We start from the raw sequence: 24,599 nt of genomic DNA on the forward strand, positions 1-24,599 counted from the left end.
ATAGTCTGGAAATCCGCATGGATACCGCCTGCTGCACAGGTAATCGGCCTAGAAAAGCAGGATGTGAGGGCGTGCCAGCATCAGCCAAGGGATCGCCAGCACTGCGGCAAAGGCCGGAATACCGTAAGCGAACCATCTGCGGAACAGTTTGTAGTAACAGCTTGGCAAGGAGGTACCATCCCGATCAGCCTGCCTTGCATAATCCCTCAGCCGAATCTGAATCCAAACCACCGGCAGCTAGAACAAGCCGGTCACTACGTAAGGCAGCAGTGATATCGCGATCCGACCCTCCGACAGCGACCAGCCCAGTTGCCAGGCCAGCAACACGCCGGTGATCAGCTGGAAAATGACTGAGGTGGCCGTAAAAACTGTGTCGGCCAGCACCACGATTCCCGCCGTATTAGCAATCACCCGTGCATCTGCTGCGCGGTGCGCCATCAGCATGAAAAAGGCGATCCCCGCGCCAGTGCCCAACAGAACGCAGGCTCCGATCACGTGCAGCCAACGCAGGATCAGGTCCGGGTCCATCAGCGGCTCTCCAACATGGGTCGCGCGATCAGTGATAGCACCAAAGCCGGTGCTATCTTGACCAACGGCCCCAAAGGGTCGAGCCACAGTTCAGGCTCCGTCAACGTGGCGGCGATCAGATAGAAAGCGGCGATTGCAGCCTGCGCGAGGCAAGCGCGTGCGGCCCACGGACGCCACAAGATTGCCAGCCCCAGCGCGATATTGATCATCGACCAAAACACCACGCTCGCGTTGGCAATCCCAACGGGCCAACCATTGCGCGAGAGTATCTCGGCTGCCCGCGATAGCCCCGTCAATCCGCCGCCGACTTGAAATCACGTAGATCCCCCGAGATCAGCGCAATATCCGGAAGGACCCTCTCAGCCGTCTTCTGGCTGCGCGCAAGCCGCTTCACACAGGCGCCATCCGCATGCAGCGACCGAACGACCGCAGCACCGATGAAGCCATAAGCGCCTAGCACCAAAACAGTTTTTTCAGGATGATCCGTTGCCACGAGGTGCCTCGCAATGGTTTACAACACCCTAGCGGGTCAGATTCTGAGGACCAGCCTGATCACCCCGTCCGCGACAACAGCACCATTCAGGGGTGAAACAACGAGCCAACCCAGAAGGCGATAGCTGCCGCCGCACCCCCGATCAGCAGGGTTTCTCCGCCTGATCGCCACCAGGGTGCAAGCGACCACCGGCTTTTCATCGCGCCAATGGCAAAGAACACGCCCGCAGTCATCCAGGCCGATACTGTGAACGCATTTGCAACGGATAAGAGGAACGGCAACAACGGAATCATCCCCGCGATCAGAAAGGCAAAGAACGTCGCCATCGCAGCCTTGAGGGGATGCGGGTCGACGCTGCCCAGCCCGTATTCGCCCTCGATCATCAGGTCGACCCAATTGTCGTGGTTCGAAGTGATTTCAGCCGTCGCGTCATCCAGAACGCTGCCTGAAAGGCCTTTTTGTGCGAGGATTTCGCGCACCTCCTTTCGCTCGCCATCCGGATACAACTTGATATGCCGTTCCTCGATGGCTCGAATACGGTGGATGTTATCGAGCTCGGCCTTGGTTCCCGAGTAGTTGCCCGCCGCCATCGAAAAACCATCCGCCAGCACGTTGGCCAACCCAAGTGCCACGATGACAAAAGGCGATAAACCTGCCCCGGCAACGCCGGCAACGATCGCGAATGTCGTGACTGAGCCATCGATGCCGCCATAAACCACATCGCGCAGAACCCCACGACCCGGAGGCGCATTGACCCGTTCGAAAATCTCTTGCTGGCTGTGGCCGTGTTCGGTCATGGCTGGCTCCGTCCTGTTTATGCAGCACAGGTTCAGGCATGGCCTTGCGCCAGATCAAGTCCTGGAGAACAACCCGCTGAGCGCGCGTTTGATCATACCACGGGTCGAGGGCTGGTGGCGTTTCGAGAAAGGCAAAGGTCGACAGACCTCCATCGCAGCGACACCCACGCGGGCGGTGAGCGCGCCGTTGACCAGCCCCTCACCGAACCGGCGCGACAATTTGCTGAGAACCGAGCCGCCTAAAATCGGCTCCAGAAGATCATCCCCCACTGCCACCGCGCCAGTTGCAATCAGATGCACGAATACGGCGCGGGTTAGGCGCCAACTGCCCAAGAAACCTGCTCGACCGCCATAGATTTCGGCAATACGTCGGATCATTCGCAATGAGCTTGCCAGCGCGGTCGCGACATCGGCCAGCGCGAGCGGAACCAAAGCGGTAACGGTGGCAACCTGCCGGGCTGCGGCCTCGACCTCGCGGCTGGCAGCAGCGTCCAGCGGGGCCAGCAATTCGTCTTCGGCCAAGCTCAGCAGGGTTGCCGCATCGAATTGCTCTCCCATGCGTTCGGTCAAACGGTCGCGACCCCAGCGTGTTTCATCGCGTCCCTTATAGAACGCAACCAGCCGCGTGGTTACAGCGCGGGCTTGCGACAAGTCCTCGTCTGATAAAGCTGTGTCCGCCGCGCGCCGCAGCCCGTCGACACGAGACAGACGGCTGATTGCGGCCAACTCGCGCAGTGCAATGATCAGGACGACCAGCAAAAGCGCTGCGATCAGACCGGTGACGATCCAACCCAGAATTGGTGCGCGTTCCAGCAGAGAGATGGCAAAATCCCATGCGGCGACCGAGACCACCGCCCCCACAACGGCTAATGCCAACCCCCAGAACCAACGCGCCAAAACCGAAGGTTTCCGCGCTGCGAACCGTACCGCTGCCTGCATCGCTTGCCCCTGCGGAGGCGCGATGTCCGGAACAGGAGGCGCGGTCGAGACATCAACTGCCGAGGCGTCGTCTTCCAGATCAATCAAAACGGGGCCTTTAGCCATCGACCAACTCCTCGCGCGTCCAGACATATCTGATGTCGGGCAGGTTTTCGTCATTTTCGGACCCATCGCCGCGTGCGACCTCGACAAAGCCGTTGCGCTCATAGAACCGGCATGCGGAAGGATTGGCCTGAAACGCATACAAGTTGAGCGTGGGACGCTGCGCTTTGGCACGATCCAGCAATCGCTGCCCGATCCCCTGCCCGCGCGCCGAGCTCGCCAGATAGAGCGACTGCACTTCGTCCCCATTCAACGCCAGAAATCCGGCCACCTGCCCCTGCTTTTCGGCCACCGTGACCCAGCCGAGATCAATCATCCTGCCGCAAAACGCGATGGTCTCGGCCTCAGAATGCAGCTCAGGCATCCAGTCGTTTTCGCGGGCGAACCCATGCAGAATAGCGCCTGTGGTTCCGGCATCGGTACTGCGAGCAGGACGAAGGATCACGTTCACAGCCGGTCTCCGATCAGAAACTGCGCAGCCCGGTCCAGCCGAATATGTGGCGGACCGTCACCGGGATTCAGGGTCAAATGTGCGGGTGCAAAGGCCATATTGCCATAGTCCTCGCCCAGCCATCCCTCGGCCCCATTGCGCGCGGGGCCCAGCAGATGGGCAGGGTCCTCTGGCAAATCACCGGGGTAAAAGGCCGCCTGCTTACCGCTATCCAGCAGAGTGCCGCGCACGCATGGCAGTTCTACGCCGTTATGGCTGCGCATCTCTTCCGTCGTTGTCCGAAGTGAAGCCAACGATAAGGCCGCAGTTTCAGCCCCGGCAAAGCTGGCGCGGTCGCGGGCCTCACGGGTCAGGGCCTCAATGATCGCGGTCAGGCTTGGGTGCTGCAGATGGTGCAGATGGTCCGCTTTGGTGGCCGCAAACAGGATACGCTCGACCCGCTTGCCAAGCAGCAGCCTGTTGAGCCATGCGTTGCGACCGGGGCGGAAGGCCGACAGGATATCTGCCATCGCGCGGCGCATATTCTCGACCGCTTGCGGGCCTTTATGGATTGCCCCCAACGCATCTACCAGAACGATCTGCCGGTCGATCCGGGCAAAGTGGTCGCGAAAGAAAGGTTTGACCACACGCGATTTGTACGCCTCGTACCGCCGCTCCATCTCGCGGTGTAGTGAACGCCGAATTGACGACCCCGACATCGGGAGCGGCGCGAATGTCAGCACAGGAGACCCGTCCAGATCGCCCGGCAGAAGAAACCGACCGGGAGTGCAGTCATAGAAACCGGCATCACGCGCGGCATTAAGGTAATCGGTGAAGCTGCGGGCGAGGTCCTGCGCCTGCGGCTCATCATGTGGCGCGGTTGGGTCGGTCGCCTGAACCTTTGCCAGAAATGCCCCTGCTTGTGGGCGATTGGATATGTGTTCCAGCGTGTCCCGCGACCAATCTTCATAGGATTTGTCCAGTAGGGCCAGATCCAGCAGCCACTCACCCGGATAGTCCACAATGTCCAGATGCAATGTTCGAGGGCCCTGCAATCCCGAAAGCAGACCTGCGGGCTGGACTTTGAAGGACAGGCGTAACTCGGAAACAGCACGCGTGCTGTCCGGCCAGTGCGGCGCTGGTCCGGTCAGCGCGGACAGATGGGATTCGAAATCGAACCGGGGCACGGTGTCGTCGGGTTGCGGCTGCAGATAGCTGGCGGTGACACGCCCCTCTTGCTGCGCCACAAGACCGGTCATGCGGCCCCGATCCAGCAGGTTGGCGACCAGTGATGTGATGAACACCGTCTTGCCCGACCGCGCCAATCCCGTGACGCCCAGCCGGATGACCGGCTCGAAGAATGTCTCGGACACACGGTCACCCACGGATTCGACGCCGCGCACCAGACTGTCTGCCAAAGATGAGATGACCAAGCTGTCGCCCCGCAATTATCGTTTTGCCCAAGATAGGTAGCGGTTGCGGCACTTGCCAGAGCTTTCGCCCCCTTGCCCGTCCGACCAAGGCGCGATACCAGCGCCCTATGCCCAGATACGCGCTGCAAGTCGAATACCAAGGGGAACCGTTTGCCGGATGGCAGCGGCAAAAGGAGCTGCCTTCGGTTCAGGGCGCGATCGAATTAGCGCTTTCGCGGATCGAACCCGGAGACCACACAATCGCCGCCGCCGGTCGTACCGATGCGGGGGTTCACGCGCTGGGGCAAGTGGCGCATTGCGATCTGGTTAAGGACTGGGACCCGTTCCGCCTGTCCGAGGCGTTAAATTATCACCTCAAGCCGCAGCCTGTCGCCATCGTGAAAGCCGCACGGGTAGATGATGACTGGCACGCGCGGTTCTCGGCGCTTGAGCGGCAATATCTGTTCCGCATCCTGATGCGCCGCGCACCCGCAACCCATGACAAGGGGCAGGTCTGGCAGATCAATCATTCTCTGGACGTCGCGGCGATGCAGGCCGGGGCGGATATGCTGATCGGACGGCATGACTTCACCACGTTCCGGTCTTCCATCTGTCAGGCCGCCAGCCCGGTCAAAACACTGGATGAGTTGCGGGTGGAACAGGTGCAGGGCTTTTCAGGCCCCGAAATCCATTTCCACGTCCGCGCCCGGTCGTTCCTGCACAATCAGGTACGTAGCTTCGTTGGCACGTTGGAGCGTGTGGGGGCTGGGGCATGGACGCCTGAGGACGTTCGCGATTCGCTTGAGGCGGTTGACCGAGCGGCCTGTGGCCCGGTGTGCCCGCCGCAGGGATTGTATCTGGCAAGGGTCGGGTATCCAGAGCCGGTTTTCGACTAAGTCTACAAGGCCCGCAGTAGCAACCCGCTTGCAATCACGGCGATGATAAGACCCGCCACCAGCTCGATGGTCGGGGCCAGTACCGATGCAAAGCGCGTAGCCGAGGCTGAGGCCAGCAACCCGCCACGCAACCCAAAGGATGTCCAACCGACCAAAGTGGTGACGGTTGCAGTGCCCAGAGCCATGGCGAATGCGCCCGCGATGCCGACCATTGCGATACCCATCTGCCATGTCAGGATCAGCACAAACAACGCGCCGGTACAGGGGCGCGCGGCTATGCCAGCGATCAGGATCAACGCCTCACGCAGGCTGCCGACCTGAGCGACCTCATCGGCAGTCGGGCCGTGGCGGTGGCCGCAGTCAGCGCAAACTTCGTGGTCGTGATGATGGTGGTCATGATCATGCGCATGGTGATGGTGGTCGTGGGTTTGAGACGCCTGATTTTTGTGACGCCGGGCAAAACTGCGGATGGCGCGGAAAACCAGCCACAGGCCAATTGCGGCAATTGCGCCGTAGCTGATCGGTGCCATGACCTGTTCGGTCGTGCCGACAAGCGACTCGCGCGACATCTGGAATACCAGCACGCCCGCATAAACCAGCACAACCGCAGTCACGGCCTGCCCTAGGCTCGACAGGACACTGATTGCAGACAACCGCCAAAATGCGACGCGACGGCCCAGCCCGTATCCTCCGATCAGAACCTTGCCATGGCCCGGTCCGATGGCATGAAAAAACCCATATGCAAAACAGACCGTCAGTAGCGTTGTCACAGCTTCGGGCTGCTCGGCGCTTGCTGCGCGCAGGGCGCGGGCGATCTGGTTCTGGAATTCGCGCTGTTCACCGGCGGCCCAGGCGGCAAGATGGTCAAAACCACCGCTGCCCCAGAACCACAGCAGCACCCCGCAGGCGATGGCAACGGGAACGATCAGGTATTTGGACATGAAAGCCGAATCTCGGTTGCGAACTTCTCACCGACCAGAGGGATATCGTTTTCTTCAAGGTCATATTCGGCGTTCAGCGTCAGCAAAAAAGCCTGCATTTGGGCCAGTTCGTTGTCGATATCCGGATCGCTCCGTTCGATATCACAGGTCGTGGGGCCTGAAACCAGAACCGGGCGGGTCACTTCGTATGCGGTATAAAAGCTCTCATCAAAGGCTTTGATCGACAGCGCATCCGCGGGAACGGGGTCTCCCTCGATTGCGCGCAGATGTGTGGTTACGATGCGCGCATCCTCGGTCGTAGCCTGCGGCTCAAGTGGGCCAGAGAGCGGGATCACGGTTTCGCCCATGCGGATGACCAGATCGCCATTGTAGCCTTCGACCCACTGCGCGTCGAAACCGCTTAGAAACTGCTCTTCGGCCTCGGTCAGGACGCCATCCGCGTCCTGATCCAGTCGCATGTCTTCGAGAACCAGCAATGAATAGAACTCATCATAGGCCCAGGTCACACGCACATGGGTCAGGTTGCCTGCGTCATCGACCATGAACTCCAGCCCCGTGTCGATAAAGACATGGGGATGGGCTAGAGCCGGTATCGGCAGAAGGCAGGTCAATGAGAAGGCAAGCCAGCGCATACGGCGAAGATAGGGCGCGCAATGCCATACGGCAATCCGATTGAACGCAATCATGCATAAACCTGCCGCTTTATCCCGGCGGAAACAGGACCAATGTCTGCAGCGCCGTGCCGACCGGCCCCTGCGTATCGAAAAGAACCGACTGCGACATGCCGATCCCCGAGCGCTGCCAGTGCGAGATCGAGTCAGATGCCAGCCAATCCGAGACAGGCTCGCGGTGGATTTGCACCGTTAGGTCAGTATTCATGAAACCCATCTCAGATGTGGGCGCGTTCCACGATATGCCATTGCCGCAATCTGCAAGCGGGCAGAGCGCTTGGATCGGCGATGGGTCCTCTCCTTCCAGCAAGGCAGGTGTGCGCATCCAGACGGTTTTCGGACCCGCCCCTTGGTTGCCATCAGCGGGATAGCCGATCTGGGAGTGATGGGCAAAACCGGGCAACTGATGGCGCATCTCACCGATCGGGAACGGGCCATCGACCATATCTTCGACCCTGGGCGCGGGCAGTTTGACATTAGGCACGGCCCCAAGGTCTTTGCGCACCATATGCATGGTTGTGGCGGTGGCGCAAAGCGTGTCGTCCAGATCATGTACGGTGACCCGTGTGGTCGCCAGCGTCTTGGTATGGCGTGTCGTCTCTGCCGCGACTCGCAAACCAGCCAGAGGCAATGGACGCAGCAGATCGACGGTCAACCGAGTCAACATCTTCTCAGGGCCGACTTCGGTTTCTGCCGCCCGCACGATCAATCCGCTGACTGGCCCAGCATGGCAATGATCGGCCGACCAAGGCCCGCGCGCGGGGTCATTTCCGACAAACACACCCTGCGCATTTTGGTGGAAATACGCCTGCCCCAACACATCCGATGTCATTGTGGTTCTGTCGCCTCAGACTTTTTCCTGCGTGTATTTCTTCAACTCGACGCGAGCGACCTGACGGCGATGCACTGCGTCCGGCCCATCCGCCAGACGCAGGGTGCGCACATGGGTCCATGCATTTGCCAAGGGCGTATCCTGACTGATCCCCTGTGCGCCGAACATTTGCACGGCCTCATCGATCACCTTCAGCGCGACCTTGGGGGCAACGACCTTGATCTGGCTGATCCATGGGGCCGCCGCCCGTGCATCGCCCTGATCCATGTACCAGGCGGCCTTGAGGCACAGCAAACGGGCCATTTCGATCTCCATCCGACATTCGGCGATGATGTCGTAGTTTGCCCCCAGCTGCGCCAGTTTCTTCCCAAACGCCTGGCGCTGTAGTGAACGCTTGCACATCTGCTCCAGCGCAGACTCGGCCTGACCAATCGCGCGCATGCAATGGTGAATACGGCCCGGCCCCAAGCGCCCCTGCGCGATCTCGAACCCGCGCCCTTCGCCCAGTAGAATGTTTTCGGCCGGGACCCGAACTTCTGTGAAACGGATGTGCATGTGACCATGGGGCGCATCGTCGTGGCCATAGACCTCCATCGGGCGCAATACCTCAATACCCGGCGCGTCTGCTGGGACCACGATCATCGACTGGCGCTGGTGCTTTGGCAGATCGTCCCCGCCGGTTTTGACCATCACGATATAGACCTTGCAACGCGGATCGCCCGCCCCAGACGACCACCATTTCTCGCCGTTCAGAACATATTCGGCCCCGTCCCTCACGCAGGACATCGAAATGTTGGTGGCATCCGATGAGGCCACATCGGGTTCGGTCATCAGATAAGCCGAGCGAATCTGCCCGTCGAGCAAAGGCTTCAGCCACTGCTCTTTCATCGCGCCTGACCCGTAGCGTTCAAACACCTCCATATTCCCTGTATCGGGCGCGGAGCAGTTGAAAACTTCGGCCCCCAAGGGCGTCTTGCCCATCTCCTCGGCGAAATAGGCGTATTCAACTGTACTGAGGCCAAAACCTTTGTCGCTGTCTGTCAGCCAGAAGTTCCAAAGCCCCGCCGCCTTGGCCTTGGCTTTCAGCCCCTCGAGAATCTCGGCCTGTCGCTCGGTATATTTCCAACGATCGCCTTTATTGATTTCTGCCTGATACTCATCTTCAAGCGGCATGACCTCGTCGTGAATCATATCTCTCACCCGCTGTAACAGGGCGCGGTTTTCCTCACGCAATCCGAAAGTCATGGTCATGTCTATTCCTTCCCTGTGGCGCAATGCGGGTCTTTGGCTTTGGTCCGAGGATGGCTTAGTGGCCATGAGCGTGTCCAGCTAAGTGACGGTACGTCATTCACGCAAATTGAGCCCGGTCCAGCATCAATGCGATGCCCAGCAGGGGGCCTGCGGTAAAATTAGCTGGAGCAAATCACAAGGGTGCAGCTGTGCTAGTTCGGGTGCTGGCCAAGGCAACGGCCTTTAAGGTGTCAGGATCCAGTTCCCATCAGCGGTCTTGCAGCGGCGCGTTCTGATATCGCGGGCCTGTGCAGCACCTTCAGGCTGCACAAAGTGCTGAAGTATCACACAATTGCCCTGAACGCTTTGCACGCGGATTGTCCCCTTCGAGCCGGTGTCCTGATTGAGCCAAGCCCTCTCCTGCCCCACGGATGGAGTGCCCGTCGACAGCAACGCGTTTGAGGTGTCGTTCAACACCTCAAAGTCAGCGGGGCTCAACCCCATTTCCGCGATGATTCGGGAAAGTGGTTTAGCCTGTGCTATTCCACCCACCCCCAGAAAAAGTGCAGCAACCAGCGCTGTGTAAACAAAGGCTTTCATCAAAGGGCCTCGCCGATTTGAATGACTTTCACGTCCATAGATATACCTCTATGCGTGTGCGGCCAAGCCCCACTTGGCCACCTTCAAATTATCCCGAACAAACCTTTCGCAAGGCGGGCGCTAGGTCCGCCCGTGAGATCGCCTCATATTGTGCCCAGACGAAGCAGAGGCATTTGATGACACATCCTAAATATTATGCACCGATAGGCGGACATCCGGGGCAAGAGCAACTGTTGACCGACCGTGCCATGTTCACCGATGCCTATGCGGTAATCCCCAAGGGCACGATGCGCGACATCGTCACCAGCTTTCTGCCTTTCTGGGAGAATACACGTCTTTGGGTCTTATCCCGGCCTTTGAGTGGTTTTGCCGAGACATTCTCGCAATACATAATGGAGGTGCAGCCCGGCGGTGGCAGCGATACGCCTGAAACCGACCCAAATGCGCAAGGGGTGATCTTCGTGGTCGAGGGCAGCGTTACGCTGACCCTGAACGAAGCGGATCATGTTCTTGAGATCGGTGGATATGCCTATATCCCCCCGGGCAGCGACTGGACGCTGCACAACCATGGCGATTCAGTTGCCCGGTTCCATTGGGTGCGCAAGGCTTATGATGCAGTGCCCGGCCTGCCCGCCCCTGACCCGATCATCACCAATGAACGCGACGTGGTACCCAACGAAATGCCCGGCACCGAAGGCCGCTGGTCTACCACCCGTTTCACCGATCCGCAGGACCTGCGTCACGACATGCATGTCAACATCGTCAATTTCGAACCTGGTGGCGTGATTCCCTTTGCCGAAACCCATGTGATGGAACACGGCCTTTATGTGCTTGAGGGCAAGGCCGTTTATCGTCTCAATCAGGACTGGGTCGAGGTTGAGGCCGGCGACTACATGTGGCTGCGCGCTTTCTGCCCGCAGGCCTGTTACGCAGGCGGACCGGGACGGTTTCGCTATCTGTTGTACAAGGATGTGAATAGGCACATGCCGTTGTCTGTACCGTCTAGGTAGCTGACGATCGGGGCTTTACCGGGTCAAGTTCTGGTAAAGGGGTTCACAGAATCGCTGGAATCTGATGAAATCAAATGAGTTTTCAGCACTGGAGATTGTTCGATGTTACTGCGCGGTACGATGATTGCACTGGTTGCCACTCTTGGCCTTTCGGCGTTCAACGCCGCCCCGGTCGCAGCCAAGGAAGAAACCAAATCCGTTTTCGTCATGAGCCGCACATGGGCGGTGACGCAGGTCTCGGACGCGCCTGTGGTTTATCGGGCGACGCGGGATAATAACAATCTGAACCCCTTTGGCCCGCCGCCACGTCTTCGCACCATCCAGGCAATGGCCGCGATACAGAAGGCGACTGGCTGCAAGGCGATCTATTCCAGCATGTATCAGAACATTTCGGGCCAGTTCTTTTCGCAGGTCAGCTGCAACTGAAATTGGTACAATACTTTGATTGAGATCGCCTGATCTGCCTGCCATAGCTTGCGCATGAAACTCGCGATCAACGGATTCGGCCGTATCGGCCGCACCATTCTGCGTCAGGTCTTAAGCCTGCCGCAGCATTCGGATGTAGAACTGGTGCTTATCAACGATATCGCACCGCTGGAAACATGCGCATACCTGTTCAAATATGACAGCACGTTTGGCCCCTATCAGGGTTCGGTCACGACCGAAGGTGAAGCACTGAATATCGATGGCCGCGTTATTCTGATGTCTCACAGCGCCGATTTGGCACAGGTCGATCTGTCCGGCGTCGATGTCATGCTCGATTGCACCGGCATCGCGCGAACATCCGACGTGGCCAGCCGGGGCTTGACTGCTGGGGCGGATAAAGTGTTGATTTCCGGCCCTTCACCCGCTGCCGAAGTCACACTGGTGCTGGGGGCAAACGAAGATCAATTGGGCAGCGCACGGATCGTTTCAAATGCATCCTGCACCACCAATGGTCTGGCACCGCTCGTCAAGCTGATTGATGAAATCGGCGGGCTTGTGTCCGGGCACATGACCACCATCCACTGCTATACAAACAGCCAGCCGATGGTCGATGCGCCACGCGGGGATCTAGCCCGATCGCGCGCCGGGGCATTGTCGATGGTGCCCACGACCTCGAGCGCGACGCATTTGATTGATATCGTCTTGCCAGACCTGGCCGGTCGTGTGTCGGGGGCCGCGGTGCGTGTTCCGACGGCCAGCGTATCTGCCGTTGATCTTGTCGCCACGCTCGAACGTGGCATGAGCCCAGATCAATTCGAACAAGCGTTTCGCGACGCGGTCGCAGCTTCTGCCGTGCTGGGATGGACCGATCTGCCCTTGGTGTCATCTGATCTGCGGTCCCGCCCTGAGTCACTGGTGGTGGCGGGGCCCGAGACGCGCATGGTTGGAGAGAGGCAGATCAGGGTCTTTGGCTGGTACGACAATGAATGGGGGTTTTCAGCCCGCATGCTGGATGTCGCACGCCTGATGGCGAAAGCAGGGTGATCCGCAGCGCTGAAGCACGCTGCGGATTACTTCAAGACTTCAATCGTGAGGTAGGCTACCCGCCCCGTGACCGGCCATACCCCCTGAAACCTCTTCAGTCGATTCTTCGGCCAATTCTTCTGGCAGGACCAAATTCAGTACAATGGCGATCAGCGCTGCGGGCAGCAGGCCGCTGGTCATCAGGATACGAAGTGTATCAGGCAGGTGCTGAACTGCGCCGGGTTCCAGCTGCAACCCCAGACCGATCGACAGTGAAATCGCGAAAATCACCATGTTGCGGCGGTTCCAATCCACGTCCGACAGCATTGAGATACCAGCTGCAACCACCATGCCGAACATGACGATCACGCCACCGCCCAGCACTTCGATGGGTACGGTGCGGATGATCGCTCCGACCTTTGGCACGAGGCCACACAGGATCAGGAAGATTGCACCACAGGTCACCACATGACGGCTCATCACGCCGGTCATCGCAATCAAGCCCACATTCTGGCTGAACGAAGTATTGGGAAAACCGCCGAACATGCCGGCAACGGCGGTACCGAAACCATCTGCATAGGTGGCACCAGCGATCTCCTTGTCAGTTGCTTCGCGACCTGCACCACCTTTGGTGATACCCGATACGTCTCCGACGGTCTCGATGGCCGAGACGAAGGACATCAGACAGAACCCGATCACAGCAGCCAGCGAGAACTCAAGGCCATATTTGAAAGGCACCGGCAGAGCAAATGCCGAGGCGCGTGACCAACTTGTGCCAATGGCCTCGAACGTCACCATCCCGACCATCAGGGCATAGACGTAGCCGATGGCCAAACCAACCAGTACGGCAGACACCGACAGCATACCGCGTGCAAAGAACTTGAGGCCAAGCGTCACAACAACCACAACCAAAGCTGCCGACCAGTTAAGCAGCGATCCGTATTCCGGGGTGCCAATCGCAGGCACACCACCAGCGGCGTATTGAATACCGACCTTGACCAGCGCCAAACCGATCATTGTTACGACAAGTCCGGTGACCAGCGGCGGAAGCGCAAACCGTATCTTGCCTATGAAGAGGCCAAGAAAGGCATGAAACAAGCCGCCAACCAGGACACCGCAAAACAGCGCCCCTAAGGCATCCACGCCTTTTCCGGCGACCAGAGGGATCATGATGGGCAAAAACGCAAAGCTCGTTCCTTGTACAATCGGCAGAGCCGCTCCGACCGGGCCAATCGTGATAGTCTGCAGCAGGGTCGCCAGCCCAGCGAACAGCATCGACATCTGAATCAAATACAGCAGTTCGGGAAAATCTGGAGAGTTCGATCCGAATCCGAACCCGGCTGCGCCCGCCACGATGATGGCCGGTGTTACGTTCGAGACGAACATCGCCAAAACGTGCTGAATGCCCAGCGGTATCGCCTTGTGCAAGGCGGGGGTGTAGTTTGGGTCCCGAAGCTGTTCAGGCGTCCCTATCGAAGTTTCAGCCATGATCTCAATGTCCTCCCTAAGATCCAATGGGGTTCTTACCGCTTCTCTGGCGGCTTCGGTTCTGGTTTCAGCGGTTGACCACCTCATACGGTGTGCTGAACCAGTGTTCTTCCAAATTCGGGCCGTCTCCGATCCGATCAACGACGGCGAACAGACCGGGCCCATACAAAGGTGTCAGAACTCCGTGCCATGTTCCTCGGTGATAGTTTACCGCCTGCCCGGGCTGCGTAATGAACGCGCGAGGACGACCCGGTTGCCCCTCCTCATCCGGGGCGACAATTACCAGAAAGGGCTGTTGGGTCATCGGAATGAACGCCTGGCTGCCATCGGGATGACGCTCAACCATCTCCAGCACATAAGGCATCTCGCGGGGGTTGGCGTTGAACAGGCTGATGCCCGCGCGACCGTCAGCGAAATCCAGTTCGGCACGGTCATGGTATCGTCCGCACTGACCCTGATTGATGATCTTGTCGGGCTCGCCCGAGATATCGATCAGATCACCAAACGGTGCAAAGCCTTCGACCGAGATCGATTCCGCGACAATCTGAGTCATGAGGGCAGCACATCGCGCAAGCGGAACTCGGCAATCCGCTCGACCTGTCGGCAGGCCTCGGCGAACTCGGTCTCGCGATCCTGTTCGATCCGCCGTTCGAAAGCGCTTAGGATCGAGGCCTTGTTGTGGTCCCGCACGGCAATGATGAACGGAAAGCCGAATTTTTCCGTATAGCGCTGGTTCAGTTCGGTGAAGGTGGCGCGTTCCTCATCCGTCAGCGCATCAAGCCCTGCCGAGGCTTGCTCGGACGTACTTTCCTGTGTCAGCCGCTTTGCCTGCGCCAGTTTGCCTGCCAGATCAGGGTGGGCTGTCAAAACACCGAGCCGTTCCTCGGTTGAGGCGGACCGGAACATGCGCGTCAAAGCACTGTGTAATCCGACTGCCGTGTCATGCGCCGCGCCCAATTCCAGATCATAGGCGCGCTCGGCGATCCAAGCGGAATGCTCGAAGATACCTCCATACGCAGAGACGAATTCTTCGCGGCCCATTTGCGAGGGTTGTGGACGCTCAGCCGCCGGGTGCTTTTCGGCCCAATGCTCGGCAATCTGCAATCGCGTTGCGAACCACACGTCCGAGAACCCACGCGCGTAATCCAGAAACCGTTTCAGCGCCATGACGCGTCCCGGTCGCCCGATCAGGCGACAGTGCAAACCGATCGACAGCATCTTGGGTGCACCGGCCTCGCCTTCCGCATAAAGCGCATCGAAACTGTCTTTCAGATATGAATAGAACTGATCCCCGGCGTTGAACCCCTGTGGCGTCGCAAAGCGCATGTCGTTGCAATCCAGCGTGTAGGGAACAATCAACTGATCCCGACCACCGGTTTGCATCCAGTAGGGTAGATCGTCTGCATAGGTATCGGCAACATAAGCAAAGCCACCTTCCTCGGCGACCAGACGCACGGTGTTGTCCGAACAGCGCCCAGTGTACCAGCCGCGCGGGCGATCCCCTACGACTTCGGCATGCATACGGATCGCTTCGGCGATCTGGGCCCGTTCTTCCGCCTCGGGCATATCCTTGTGCTCGACCCATTTCAGGCCATGGCTGGCAATCTCCCACCCTGCCGATTTCATCGCCGCAACCTGATCTGGCGAACGCGCTAACGCGGTAGCCACACCATAAACGGTGATCGGTAGGTCTTTCATCAAGCGATGCAGGCGCCAGAACCCCGACCGCGAGCCGTATTCATAGATCGATTCCATGTTCCAATGACGCTGGCCCGGCCACTGCGCCGCCCCAACGATCTCGGACAAGAACGCCTCGGACGCAGCGTCCCCGTGCAGAACACAGTTTTCGCCACCTTCTTCGTAGTTCAACACAATCTGCACAGCCAGTTTTGCACCGCCGGGCCATGCGGCGTCAGGTGGGTTGGCTCCGTATCCGATCATATCGCGGGGGTAACGAGGCGGCTGCATAGGGTCTTCCAGTCCGATTAGGTGTTTTGACAGCTTTACCGCAGAAACGGTCCATTGATTATCAAATCAATCCGAACACTGTTTCCAGTTCTTTCGGCATTTCAACCATTTTGCGGTTTGGCCCAGACTGTGGCACACCAAAAGAAACACATAGGAGAGACCCTTGGCTGGCTATCTGACAACCCACGTTCTCGACACGGCGCGCGGCTGCCCCGCTGAGGGGTTGAAAATCGCGCTCTACAAAGTGTCAGGGAACTCGCACCGTAAACTGGTCGAGATGGAAACCAACGCGGATGGCCGAACCAATAGCCCGATCTTACCGCAGGACGACTTTAAAACCGGCACTTATGAGCTGATATTCTTCGCCGGAGATTACCTGCGCGCGACAGGTCAGGATGGCGATGATCCTCTGTTTCTGGATCAGGTGCCGATCCGCTTTGGCATGTCCGATGCGGACGCGCACTACCACGTTCCGCTGCTGTTGTCCCCCTACGGCTACTCGACCTACCGGGGCAGCTAGTCCTAGACTTCGGCGCTTCGAACCACTTTGCCGATCCGGTCAATCATGAAATCCATAAACAGCCGCGCCTTCGGGTCCTGATGGCGGCGATGCGTATACAGGCAGGCCATTTGCACGGGAACCGGAGGCGTCTTCATCGCCACCGGGATCAGCCTCCCCGCCTTCAAATGCTCTGACACTTCAAAAACGGGTTTCATGGCAATACCTTGCCCAGACAGCGCCCAATCGGTCAAAACATCACCATCGTCACATTCATACCTGCCCGAGACAGCAAATCGTTTCGGGCCATCGGGAGTTTCCAGCATCCACTGAAACTCTGCCGCGCCAGGGAAGCGCAGGTTCAAGCATTCATGCTTGCCTGAAATCAGATCGGATCCAGCTTCTGGCATCCCACATCGGCTCACGTAATCAGGGGCTGCACATAGCACACGCTGGCAATCCGCAATCTTGCGAATGCGCAATGTACTGTCTTCGGGCTGACCGATGAAAAAAGCCAGATCCAAGCCTTCGGTGGTCAGATCAACCGAGCGGTCTGTTAGTCTTAGACGCACATCAATCTCAGGGTATTCTGACAGAAAATCAGGCACATGAGGCGCCAATAACCGGCGCCCGACACCCAAGGGCGCAGCAACAAACAGAGACCCGCGGGGGGCTTCGGTCAGATGCGTGACTTGGGCTTCTGCCTCATCAACTGCATCCAGAACCGCAACCGCGCCGGGGTAGAACGCCCGCCCCTGTTCCGTTGGTGTCAGGTTCCGGGTTGTGCGCTGAAACAGGCGCACTCCCAGATGATCCTCCAACTGCGATATTCGCGCCGACGTCACCGCAGGTGAAATTCTCATATCCCGCCCGGCGGCTGACATGCTGCCCAAGTCATAGACCCGGACAAAGGTTCGAATGTTGTCGAGATAGGACATCTTATCGTTTTTTTTGATACAGTTTGACAATATACGGGAATACCGAAGAAAAGCCCGTTTGCCTAGTGTGGCGCAACGCAATCGGAGACATAAGCATGTACGACTTCGCCGTGTTCTGGGATTGGATTGGTTTTGGCGTGCGCTGGTTGCACGTTATCACCGCGATTGCCTGGATCGGATCATCCTTCTACTTCATCGCGCTGGATCTTGGTTTGAACCGCGATATCCCCGGACCGGCGGACGGCGAGGAATGGCAAGTCCATGGCGGAGGATTCTATCACATCCAGAAATATCTCGTCGCTCCGGAGCGTATGCCCGACCACCTGACCTGGTTTAAATGGGAAAGCTACGCCACATGGCTCAGCGGTGCCGCGCTACTGATGATCGTCTACTGGGTAGGCGGAGAGCTCTATCTGATCGATGCCCAAAAGGCGGATCTGGCGCTATGGCAAGGCATATTGATCTCGGCTGCCTCGCTGACTGTCGGTTGGCTGGTCTACGATTTTCTCTGCAAGTCGGGATTGGGCGAGCGTCCGACATTGCTGATGGTTCTTCTGTTCGTGCTGCTGGTGATTATGGGCTGGGGTTATAACCAGATTTTCACCGGTCGCGCGATGATGCTGCATCTGGGGGCCTTCACGGCCACAATCATGACCGCAAATGTGTTCTTCATCATCATGCCAAACCAGCGCATTGTGGTGGACGACCTAAAGAACGGGCGCACACCTGATCCGAAATACGGCAAAATCGCCAAGCTGCGTTCGACCCACAACAACTATCTGACATTGCCGGTCGTGTTTCTGATGTTGTCGAACCACTATCCGCTGGCTTTTGCGACCGAGTACAATTGGATCATCGCCGCGCTGGTCTTCCTGATGGGTGTCACGATCCGGCACTATTTCAACACCCGCCACGCGCGCGCTGGAAACCCAACCTGGACCTGGCTGGTAACGGCTTTGCTGTTCATGACCATCATGTGGTTGTCGACCGCTTCGATGAACGACCCGTTGGAAGAGGCCGAAGCGCGGCAACTAACTCCCTACGAACAGAAATTCGCATCAGCGGATGGCTTTGAAGAAGCACAGGACATAGTTCTGGGTCGCTGTTCTATGTGCCACGCGCGCGAGCCTGTCTGGGAAGGCATCCTGTGGGCACCCAAAGGTGTCCTGCTGGAAACAAAAGCTGACATTGCTCAGAACGCGCAACAGATTTATCTGCAATCCGGCGTCACACATGCCATGCCTCCTGCGAACGTGACCTATATGGAACCTGAAGACCGGGATGCGATTGTTCGCTGGTTCCGAAATGCCGGTCTGTAGCGGATTGGCACACGAGTTTGCCAATAAAAACACCTGAACTTTGTTTAGTTCTTCCCCTAAGCGCCGTCAGATGCTCTAAATGAATTCAACACGCCGCATTCGTTTTGTTTCGCGGCCATAGCGATTTCGACTTGGGGCAGTTGGAGCCATACAATGACAGGGAGCAGACCGCGCAGCGATCTGAGAGGCTGGCTTTTTGGTGCGTTTGTGGCCTTGTCCCCCAATCTTGCTACCGCGCTAGAAACGACCCTATCCGCCCCTGGTGCATCTGAAGATCTGGTCGACCGCTTGGAAGAGACTTCATCCATCTTCACCTCGGAATCGCGTGGTCTTGATACGTCACTGGAAATACTGTCGGCAGCTTTGTCCGACTACCGCACCATCGTTCAGATCATGTACGACGAAGGCTATTTCAGCCCCGTCGTCAGCATCAAGCTTGACGGGCAGGAAGCCGCCAAAATCAATTCGCTGAACGTTCCAGCCCAATTCAAACGGGCGACTATCCTTGTCACACCAGGGCGGAAGTTCAAGTTCGGAACGGCTGTCGTGCAACCGCTGGCACCGGGCACGGAACTGCCCGAAGAGTTCGCCACGGGTAAGACCGCGACCACCGGAGCGATCCAACAGGCGGCTTCGGCCGGGGTGCAGGGCTGGCGCGATACAGGCCATGCCAAGGCGGAAGTGGAAGATCAGAAAGTGATAGCGCGCCATGCGCAGGCACGGCTGGACGCGACAATTGATCTGGCTCCGGGGCCAAGGCTGCGGTTCGGTAAAATGATCATTCAGGGCGATACAAATGTCCGCCATCGATCGATCGAGAAAGTCGCAGGCTTCCCGTCGGGTGAGGTTTATTCGCCTGAACAGGTCCAAAAGGTTGGCACCCGCCTACGGCGCACCGGCACATTCGCTACGGTTTCGCTCAAGGAACATGAAGAACCCAACCCGGATGGCACGCTTGATTTCGACGCGACGTTTGAAGACCTGCCACCGCGCCGCCTGACCTTTGGGGCCGAGATTGCCTCGCGCGACGGGGTTGATCTTACAGCTACGTGGACCCATCGAAACGTTTTCCGGCGAGCCGAAAGGCTGCGGTTCGAGGCGGCAATCCGCAATATCGGCGGTGCCGAGGATATCGATGGACGCATTGGTCTGCGGCTAGATCAACCTGATCGTCTGGGCCCTGACGACAATACATTCTGGAGCGCGCTGTTGGAGCGGCGCAATACCGAAAACTACAACGTCACCGTCGCCTCGCTTGCCTATGGTGCACGCCGCACATTCTCTGACCGCCTTTACGCCGAAGCCTCGGCAGGTTTCCAATGGTCGGACGCAGATGACGCCTATGGCGATGGGCGCAAGTTTCGATACTTTATTCTTCCGTTCCGGTCAGAATGGGATGAACGCGACAGCAAGGTCAGCGCGACGCGCGGTTATTATCTAGACTCGCAAGTCATGCCCTTTGTCGGGTTCTCCGGGTCGGATACCGGCCTGAGAATGTTCTTTGACGGTCGCGCCTATAACGATCTGGGCACCGCCGGTCGGCTGGTGTTGGCAGGCCGGGTGCAGTTGGGATCGGTCCTCGGACCTCCGGCAGATGGTGTGACTCCAGATTTCCTGTTCTTCTCGGGTGGTGCCGGTACAGTACGGGGTCAGCCATTTGAAAGCCTAGGTATCCCCGTCGGGGATGGTGTCGCCGGTGGCAAGTCTTTTCTGGGACTCTCAGCCGAGGTCCGAGGCAAAGTCACTGACGCAATCTCGTTGGTTGGGTTTTATGACTACGGTGTGGTCGACACGTCCTCATTCATCGGCAGCGGCGCGGAAGAGCATTCTGGCGCGGGCCTTGGAATCCGTTATGATCTGGGCGGCTTCGGGCCCTTGCGCTTTGACCTTGCGGTGCCGGTTCAGGGCGATACGGGTGACGGGCTGCAATTCTACCTCGGGATCGGGCAAGCCTTTTGATGCGTCGCGTTGTATATCCCCTGTTGCTAAGTTCAGCAGCGATCACCGTTCCCATCGCGGCGACCGCTCAGGACGAGGGCGGCAGCATGATCGAGCAGTTTCTGCAAGATACCCTGTCCGGTGATGATCAGAATGTGCGGGTGATCGGCCTTGAAGGTGCCTTAAGTTCGCGTGCGACGATTCAAGAAATCACAGTCGCCGATGACGACGGCGTCTGGCTCACCATTAAAAACGCTGAATTGGACTGGAACCGATTGGCACTGCTGCGCGGCCGGTTCTCGGTCAACACACTATCGGCGCAGGAAATCGATATCGCCCGCGCACCCGGTACAACAACAAAGGACGCACCGCCCCCTTCAGCCGAAACCCAACCCTTCCAACTACCTGAGCTTCCGGTTTCGATCGAAATCGGAGAGCTGCGTGTCGATGACCTTTCTTTAGGTGAGCCGCTGATCGGCGTCGCTGCCGAGCTTGCCGTGAACGGCAACCTATCGCTGGCTGATGGAACACTGGATACTACGCTGGATATCGACCGACTGGACCGCGCCGGGGACACGATTGATCTGAAAGCAGGCTTTCAGAACGACAGCCGCCAGATCGATCTGGACTTGACCGTAGCCGAAGCATCAGGCGGTCTGATCGCAACGGCCCTGTCCATCCCCGATGCCCCGCCGCTTGAGCTGACTGCAAAAGGCTCGGGGCCGATAACGGATTTTAATGCTGATATCGGTCTAAGCAGCGATCAGCAGCTTCGCGTGTCCGGTCAGGTACGACTGCGCACAGCCGAAGAGAGTGGCAACGCTTCCGATGGAATCGCGTTTACTGCCGATGTCGGAGGCGACCTGACGCCGTTTCTGGCCGAAGAGATGGACACGTTCTTCGGTACCGACACACGGCTGTTTGTAGATGGGCGCACCCATTCTGACGGGGCGCTGGATATATCGGATATCGAGATTACCTCGGAAGCGCTGGACCTCAAAAGCGAACTCAGCCTTGCTTCGGGTGGTGTTCTGAAACTGGTCGCCCTGCAAGGTCGTATCACGCCGCCGGAAGGTGACAAGGTCGTTCTGCCCGTCAGCGGCGGCGATACGTCAATCGGCGCGGCTCAGATTTCGGCCTTGTACAATACCGAGAATGGCAATCTCTGGGACCTGAGCCTGACGACCAACAAGATTGAAACCCCAAACCTGAACCTCGATCATGCACGGATCAGCGGGCAAGGCACGCTAGATCAATCCAGCGGGCTGTCGGTCGATGGCGATCTGCAGGCTGTGCTGGATGGCATTGATCTGACAGATGCCGCACTGAATGCCGCCGTCGGAAATCAGATCACACTGGATGGACAGTTCGAGTACGGCAGCGACCAGACATTGCAATTGTCCGGGGTCGAACTGGTCGGCAGCGACTATACTCTAGACGCTGATGCGTTGATCAGCGGGCTTGCGACCGGGTTGCAGGTTGATGGCACGGCACTGCTGCAGGCGACCGACCTGTCGCGGTTCTCGGACCTGGCACAGCTTCAGCTTGGTGGCGAGGCTTCGGTCCAGGTGGCTGGAAAGGGCTCGCCACTGGAACGCAGCTTTGACGGCAAGGTCACGGTGAATGGGCGTGATCTGGTGACCGGGCGTGACGATATTGATCCAATGATCACGGGTGAAACCGAAATCGTTCTGGATGCCAAACGCGACACCGATGGGGTAACAATTCGCGATTTCACCGTGAATGGCGACGCTCTGACAGCGCAGGCCAGCGGCACGGTCACGACGCCAAATGGCAATCTGACGATTGACGGTCAGGCCAGCGTGAACGCCCCAAATCTGGCGGTGTTCTCAGGCATCGCACAGCGTGATCTGGCGGGCGCATTACAGGCCCGGCTGGATGGCAAAGGCACCGTACAGACGTTGGAATTCGACGGCCAAGCCAGCGTGATCGGAACAAATATCGAAACCGGGATGAACGAGTTCGACCCGCTGTTGAAAGGCCGGACATCAATCAATCTGGACGGTGCGCATTCGGGAAACCAAATCGTTATTCGAAACGCCACGATCAAAAGTGCTGCTATTACTGCTGAGGTAGGCGCAACCATCGATGACCCCACCGGAAACATCGCGGTGGATGGAAGCGCCAAGCTGAACGCCCCCGACCTGTCTTTGTTCTCCGGCCTCGCCGGGCTTGATCTGGCCGGGTCGATTGATGCCGACGTCACCGGTCGGGCCGCGCAAAGCAGCAAGGCCTTTGATATCAAAGGCAACCTGAGCGCAGACGACCTTGCCACGGGTATCCAAGCCGTAGATGCGTTGGTACAGGGACGAACCACGCTGAACGTGGATGCCGCCAACGATGATCAGGGGCTGAACATCCGCACTTTCAGTCTGAACGGAACCGCGCTGACCGCAGATGCATCGGGCCTATTGGATCGGGAGGCCGGTGGCCTCGATTTCTCGGCCATGCTGGACGACATCGGCCGTCTATCTTCGACATTGTCCGGGCCGCTCACGCTGGATGGCAACGTCGCCCCGACAGGGTCCGGTTTGGAAGGCAATGCGCGCCTGCAGGGACCTGATAGCTCGTACGCCAATTTAACCGGAACCGTAGAAACCGGTGGCACCGCGGATCTAAATTTTGACGCCCGCCTGAATCGGGTCGAACGTTTTGTGCCCGATTTCCCCGGAACCGTCGCCGCCAGTGGTACCGCCCGCCGCGACGCCGGGATGTGGACCATCGACGCAAAGGCTAATGGCCCCGCCGATATCAATACAACGGTTGCCGGGACCTTTAACGAAACCAGCGGCGAAGCGGACCTGAAGATGCAGGGCGGTGTCAACATCGGTATCGCCAATGCATTTATCTCCCCCAACAATCTGGCCGGTACCGCCCGGTTCGATCTGGCCCTGAAAGGGGCACCTGCGCTGGATGCGCTTAGCGGAACGATTTCAACATCCGGCGCGTCGATGGCCTTGCCCGATGTGGGACAGACAATCACTGGCATCGGGGGTTCCGTAAACATCGCGCAAAGCCGCGCCACGATTGCACTGCAGGGTGGGTTACGAGCGGGCGGAGGGTTTACCGTCAACGGCCCGATTGATCTGACCCCACCCTTCAACGCCCAGATAACCACAGCGCTCAACAATCTCGTGCTGACAGACAAGCTGCTCTATGAGACCACATTGAACGGTCAGATCGCCCTGACCGGGGCATTGGCCGGTAACAGTTCGCTGGCCGGGCAGATAAACTTTGGCGAAACCAACATCAATCTTGCAGCCGCCGCAGGAGCAGTCGGCGCAGCACCAATTCCGACGATCCAACACCTGAACGAAAGCCGTGCCGGTTTCGTAACGCGGGAACGCGCCAATCTGGTGGAAACCGAGGATGAGACTAAAAGCAACTCGCGCATGTCGCTCGACATCGGATTGCTTGCACCCAAGGCAGTTTTTGTCCGAGGACGCGGCGTGAACGCGGAACTGGGCGGTCGCATACAGATTGGTGGAACTACAACTTCTGTTGTGCCGTCAGGCCAGATTGAGCTTATCCGCGGTAATATCGATATCCTTGGTCGCCGCCTTGCGCTGACTAAGGGTGTGGTCACCCTGCAGGGTGACCTGACGCCATATATCGAGTTTGAATCGTCCTCCAGCACCTCGGACGGCACCGCAACGATCGAGATCGCCGGGCCGCTGGACTCACCCGAGGTCGACGTTTTCTCAGATCCTGAACGCCCGACCGAGGAAGCGCTTGCAATGCTCTTGTTCGGCAACCGGTTCTCAGAACTGTCACCGTTTGTCATTGCGCAGATGGCGGCCTCATTGGCCCAACTCAGCGGCGCCGGCGGGGATACTACCAAAGGGGTGCGCGAGGCCACGGGCCTGGACACTATCGACCTTGGCGCGACTGAGGGCGGTGGGGGCAGCCTTGGTGCGGGCGCATATCTAAGCGACAATCTCTACACCGATTTCACCGTCAATACCGAAGGTGACACCGAGGTGAACTTGAACCTCGACGTCACCGACAGCTTCACGGTGCGCGGCACGGTGGATGGCCGGGGTGAGACGGGCTTGGGTATCTTTTTCGAACGCGACTACTGAAAAAAAAGGCGACCCC

The 24,599-nt window shown here is 58.5% G+C and carries 23 protein-coding genes and 1 pseudogene; 8 read left to right on the plus strand and 16 right to left on the minus strand.

Going from position 1 to position 24,599, the window contains the following annotated elements:
- Positions 1-48: 48 nt before the first annotated feature.
- The 7 genes and pseudogenes from ACR0JG_RS15795 to ACR0JG_RS15825 form a co-directional block, all read right to left on the minus strand.
- A pseudogene (locus ACR0JG_RS15795) lies at positions 49-528 on the minus strand (DUF2269 family protein).
- On the minus strand, positions 528-824 hold the full coding sequence (locus tag ACR0JG_RS15800; protein WP_480570930.1) for a DoxX-like family protein: 297 nt from the start codon (positions 822-824) through the stop codon (positions 528-530). Before ACR0JG_RS15800 ends, ACR0JG_RS15795 begins: the two are co-directional and overlap by 1 nt.
- A complete protein-coding gene (locus ACR0JG_RS15805; protein WP_170663888.1) occupies positions 821-1,021 on the minus strand; it encodes an NAD-dependent epimerase/dehydratase family protein in 201 nt (66 codons plus the stop codon). Before ACR0JG_RS15805 ends, ACR0JG_RS15800 begins: the two co-directional genes overlap by 4 nt.
- A gap of 86 nt (positions 1,022-1,107) precedes the next feature.
- Positions 1,108-1,818 (minus strand): VIT1/CCC1 transporter family protein, encoded by a 711-nt coding sequence (locus tag ACR0JG_RS15810; protein WP_480570933.1) that lies wholly within the window; start codon positions 1,816-1,818, stop codon positions 1,108-1,110.
- 54 nt (positions 1,819-1,872) lie between these two features.
- A complete protein-coding gene (locus ACR0JG_RS15815) occupies positions 1,873-2,862 on the minus strand; it encodes a YcjF family protein (protein WP_223117666.1) in 990 nt (329 codons plus the stop codon).
- Positions 2,855-3,310, minus strand: coding sequence for an N-acetyltransferase family protein (locus tag ACR0JG_RS15820; protein WP_480570936.1), 456 nt, complete (start codon positions 3,308-3,310; stop codon positions 2,855-2,857). The genes ACR0JG_RS15815 and ACR0JG_RS15820 overlap by 8 nt, the downstream gene beginning before the upstream one ends.
- Positions 3,307-4,722, minus strand: coding sequence for a YcjX family GTP-binding protein (locus tag ACR0JG_RS15825; RefSeq protein ID WP_480570939.1), 1,416 nt, complete (start codon positions 4,720-4,722; stop codon positions 3,307-3,309). Before ACR0JG_RS15825 ends, ACR0JG_RS15820 begins: the two co-directional genes overlap by 4 nt.
- A gap of 107 nt (positions 4,723-4,829) precedes the next feature.
- Between ACR0JG_RS15825 and truA the strand changes: the two genes are divergently transcribed.
- A complete protein-coding gene (gene truA / locus ACR0JG_RS15830; protein ID WP_480570942.1) occupies positions 4,830-5,597 on the plus strand; it encodes a tRNA pseudouridine(38-40) synthase TruA in 768 nt (255 codons plus the stop codon).
- Between the two features lie 2 nt (positions 5,598-5,599).
- On the opposite strand, the gene ACR0JG_RS15835 is transcribed toward truA, so the two are convergent.
- The 5 genes from ACR0JG_RS15835 to ACR0JG_RS15855 form a co-directional block, all read right to left on the minus strand.
- Positions 5,600-6,538, minus strand: coding sequence for a nickel/cobalt transporter (locus ACR0JG_RS15835; protein ID WP_480570945.1), 939 nt, complete (start codon positions 6,536-6,538; stop codon positions 5,600-5,602).
- Positions 6,523-7,170, minus strand: a complete 648-nt coding sequence (locus ACR0JG_RS15840) for a DUF1007 family protein (RefSeq protein WP_480570948.1) — start codon at positions 7,168-7,170, stop codon at positions 6,523-6,525. Before ACR0JG_RS15840 ends, ACR0JG_RS15835 begins: the two co-directional genes overlap by 16 nt.
- A gap of 70 nt (positions 7,171-7,240) precedes the next feature.
- Positions 7,241-8,041: a thioesterase family protein gene (locus tag ACR0JG_RS15845; protein ID WP_480570951.1), complete on the minus strand. Its 801-nt coding sequence runs from the start codon at positions 8,039-8,041 to the stop codon at positions 7,241-7,243.
- A 15-nt stretch (positions 8,042-8,056) separates the two neighbouring features.
- Positions 8,057-9,292: an acyl-CoA dehydrogenase family protein gene (locus tag ACR0JG_RS15850; RefSeq protein ID WP_170404455.1), complete on the minus strand. Its 1,236-nt coding sequence runs from the start codon at positions 9,290-9,292 to the stop codon at positions 8,057-8,059.
- A 222-nt stretch (positions 9,293-9,514) separates the two neighbouring features.
- Entirely contained in the window at positions 9,515-9,871 is a 357-nt protein-coding gene (locus ACR0JG_RS15855) for a hypothetical protein (protein WP_170404458.1), read from the minus strand.
- Between the two features lie 176 nt (positions 9,872-10,047).
- On the opposite strand from ACR0JG_RS15855, the gene ACR0JG_RS15860 reads away from it, so the two are divergent.
- The 3 genes from ACR0JG_RS15860 (at position 10,048) to ACR0JG_RS15870 (ending at position 12,351) form a co-directional block, all read left to right on the plus strand.
- Positions 10,048-10,881, plus strand: a complete 834-nt coding sequence (locus ACR0JG_RS15860; RefSeq protein ID WP_480570955.1) for a bifunctional allantoicase/(S)-ureidoglycine aminohydrolase — start codon at positions 10,048-10,050, stop codon at positions 10,879-10,881.
- Between the two features lie 102 nt (positions 10,882-10,983).
- Positions 10,984-11,307: a hypothetical protein gene (locus ACR0JG_RS15865; protein ID WP_170397457.1), complete on the plus strand. Its 324-nt coding sequence runs from the start codon at positions 10,984-10,986 to the stop codon at positions 11,305-11,307.
- A gap of 54 nt (positions 11,308-11,361) precedes the next feature.
- The gene (locus ACR0JG_RS15870) at positions 11,362-12,351 is read left to right on the plus strand and encodes a type I glyceraldehyde-3-phosphate dehydrogenase (protein WP_480570958.1); all 990 of its coding nucleotides are present in this window, start codon (positions 11,362-11,364) and stop codon (positions 12,349-12,351) included.
- A gap of 39 nt (positions 12,352-12,390) precedes the next feature.
- Here the strand turns inward: ACR0JG_RS15870 and ACR0JG_RS15875 are convergent, their stop codons facing one another.
- The 3 genes from ACR0JG_RS15875 to puuE form a co-directional block, all read right to left on the minus strand.
- The gene (locus ACR0JG_RS15875) at positions 12,391-13,818 is read right to left on the minus strand and encodes a nucleobase:cation symporter-2 family protein (RefSeq protein ID WP_480570961.1); all 1,428 of its coding nucleotides are present in this window, start codon (positions 13,816-13,818) and stop codon (positions 12,391-12,393) included.
- 67 nt (positions 13,819-13,885) lie between these two features.
- Positions 13,886-14,371: an ureidoglycolate lyase gene (locus ACR0JG_RS15880; protein WP_480570964.1), complete on the minus strand. Its 486-nt coding sequence runs from the start codon at positions 14,369-14,371 to the stop codon at positions 13,886-13,888.
- Positions 14,368-15,786, minus strand: coding sequence for an allantoinase PuuE (puuE, locus tag ACR0JG_RS15885; protein ID WP_480570967.1), 1,419 nt, complete (start codon positions 15,784-15,786; stop codon positions 14,368-14,370). Before puuE ends, ACR0JG_RS15880 begins: the two co-directional genes overlap by 4 nt.
- A 163-nt stretch (positions 15,787-15,949) precedes the next feature.
- Here puuE and uraH point away from each other — a divergent pair, with 163 nt between their 5' ends.
- On the plus strand, positions 15,950-16,306 hold the full coding sequence (gene uraH / locus ACR0JG_RS15890) for a hydroxyisourate hydrolase (RefSeq protein WP_170404478.1): 357 nt from the start codon (positions 15,950-15,952) through the stop codon (positions 16,304-16,306).
- A 2-nt stretch (positions 16,307-16,308) separates the two neighbouring features.
- Here the strand turns inward: uraH and ACR0JG_RS15895 are convergent, their stop codons facing one another.
- A complete protein-coding gene (locus ACR0JG_RS15895; protein ID WP_170511345.1) occupies positions 16,309-17,223 on the minus strand; it encodes a LysR family transcriptional regulator in 915 nt (304 codons plus the stop codon).
- Between the two features lie 95 nt (positions 17,224-17,318).
- On the opposite strand from ACR0JG_RS15895, the gene ACR0JG_RS15900 reads away from it, so the two are divergent.
- The 3 genes from ACR0JG_RS15900 (at position 17,319) to ACR0JG_RS15910 (ending at position 24,583) form a co-directional block, all read left to right on the plus strand.
- Entirely contained in the window at positions 17,319-18,542 is a 1,224-nt protein-coding gene (locus ACR0JG_RS15900; RefSeq protein ID WP_170397471.1) for a urate hydroxylase PuuD, read from the plus strand.
- A 153-nt stretch (positions 18,543-18,695) separates the two neighbouring features.
- The gene (locus ACR0JG_RS15905; RefSeq protein WP_170626495.1) at positions 18,696-20,501 is read left to right on the plus strand and encodes an autotransporter assembly complex protein TamA; all 1,806 of its coding nucleotides are present in this window, start codon (positions 18,696-18,698) and stop codon (positions 20,499-20,501) included.
- Positions 20,501-24,583 carry a translocation/assembly module TamB domain-containing protein gene (locus ACR0JG_RS15910; protein ID WP_480570971.1) on the plus strand — a complete coding sequence of 1,361 codons (4,083 nt, stop codon included), beginning with the start codon at positions 20,501-20,503 and terminating at the stop codon, positions 24,581-24,583. Before ACR0JG_RS15905 ends, ACR0JG_RS15910 begins: the two co-directional genes overlap by 1 nt.
- Positions 24,584-24,599 lie beyond the last annotated feature (16 nt).

This window comes from Ruegeria sp. AD5, assembly GCF_056542345.1.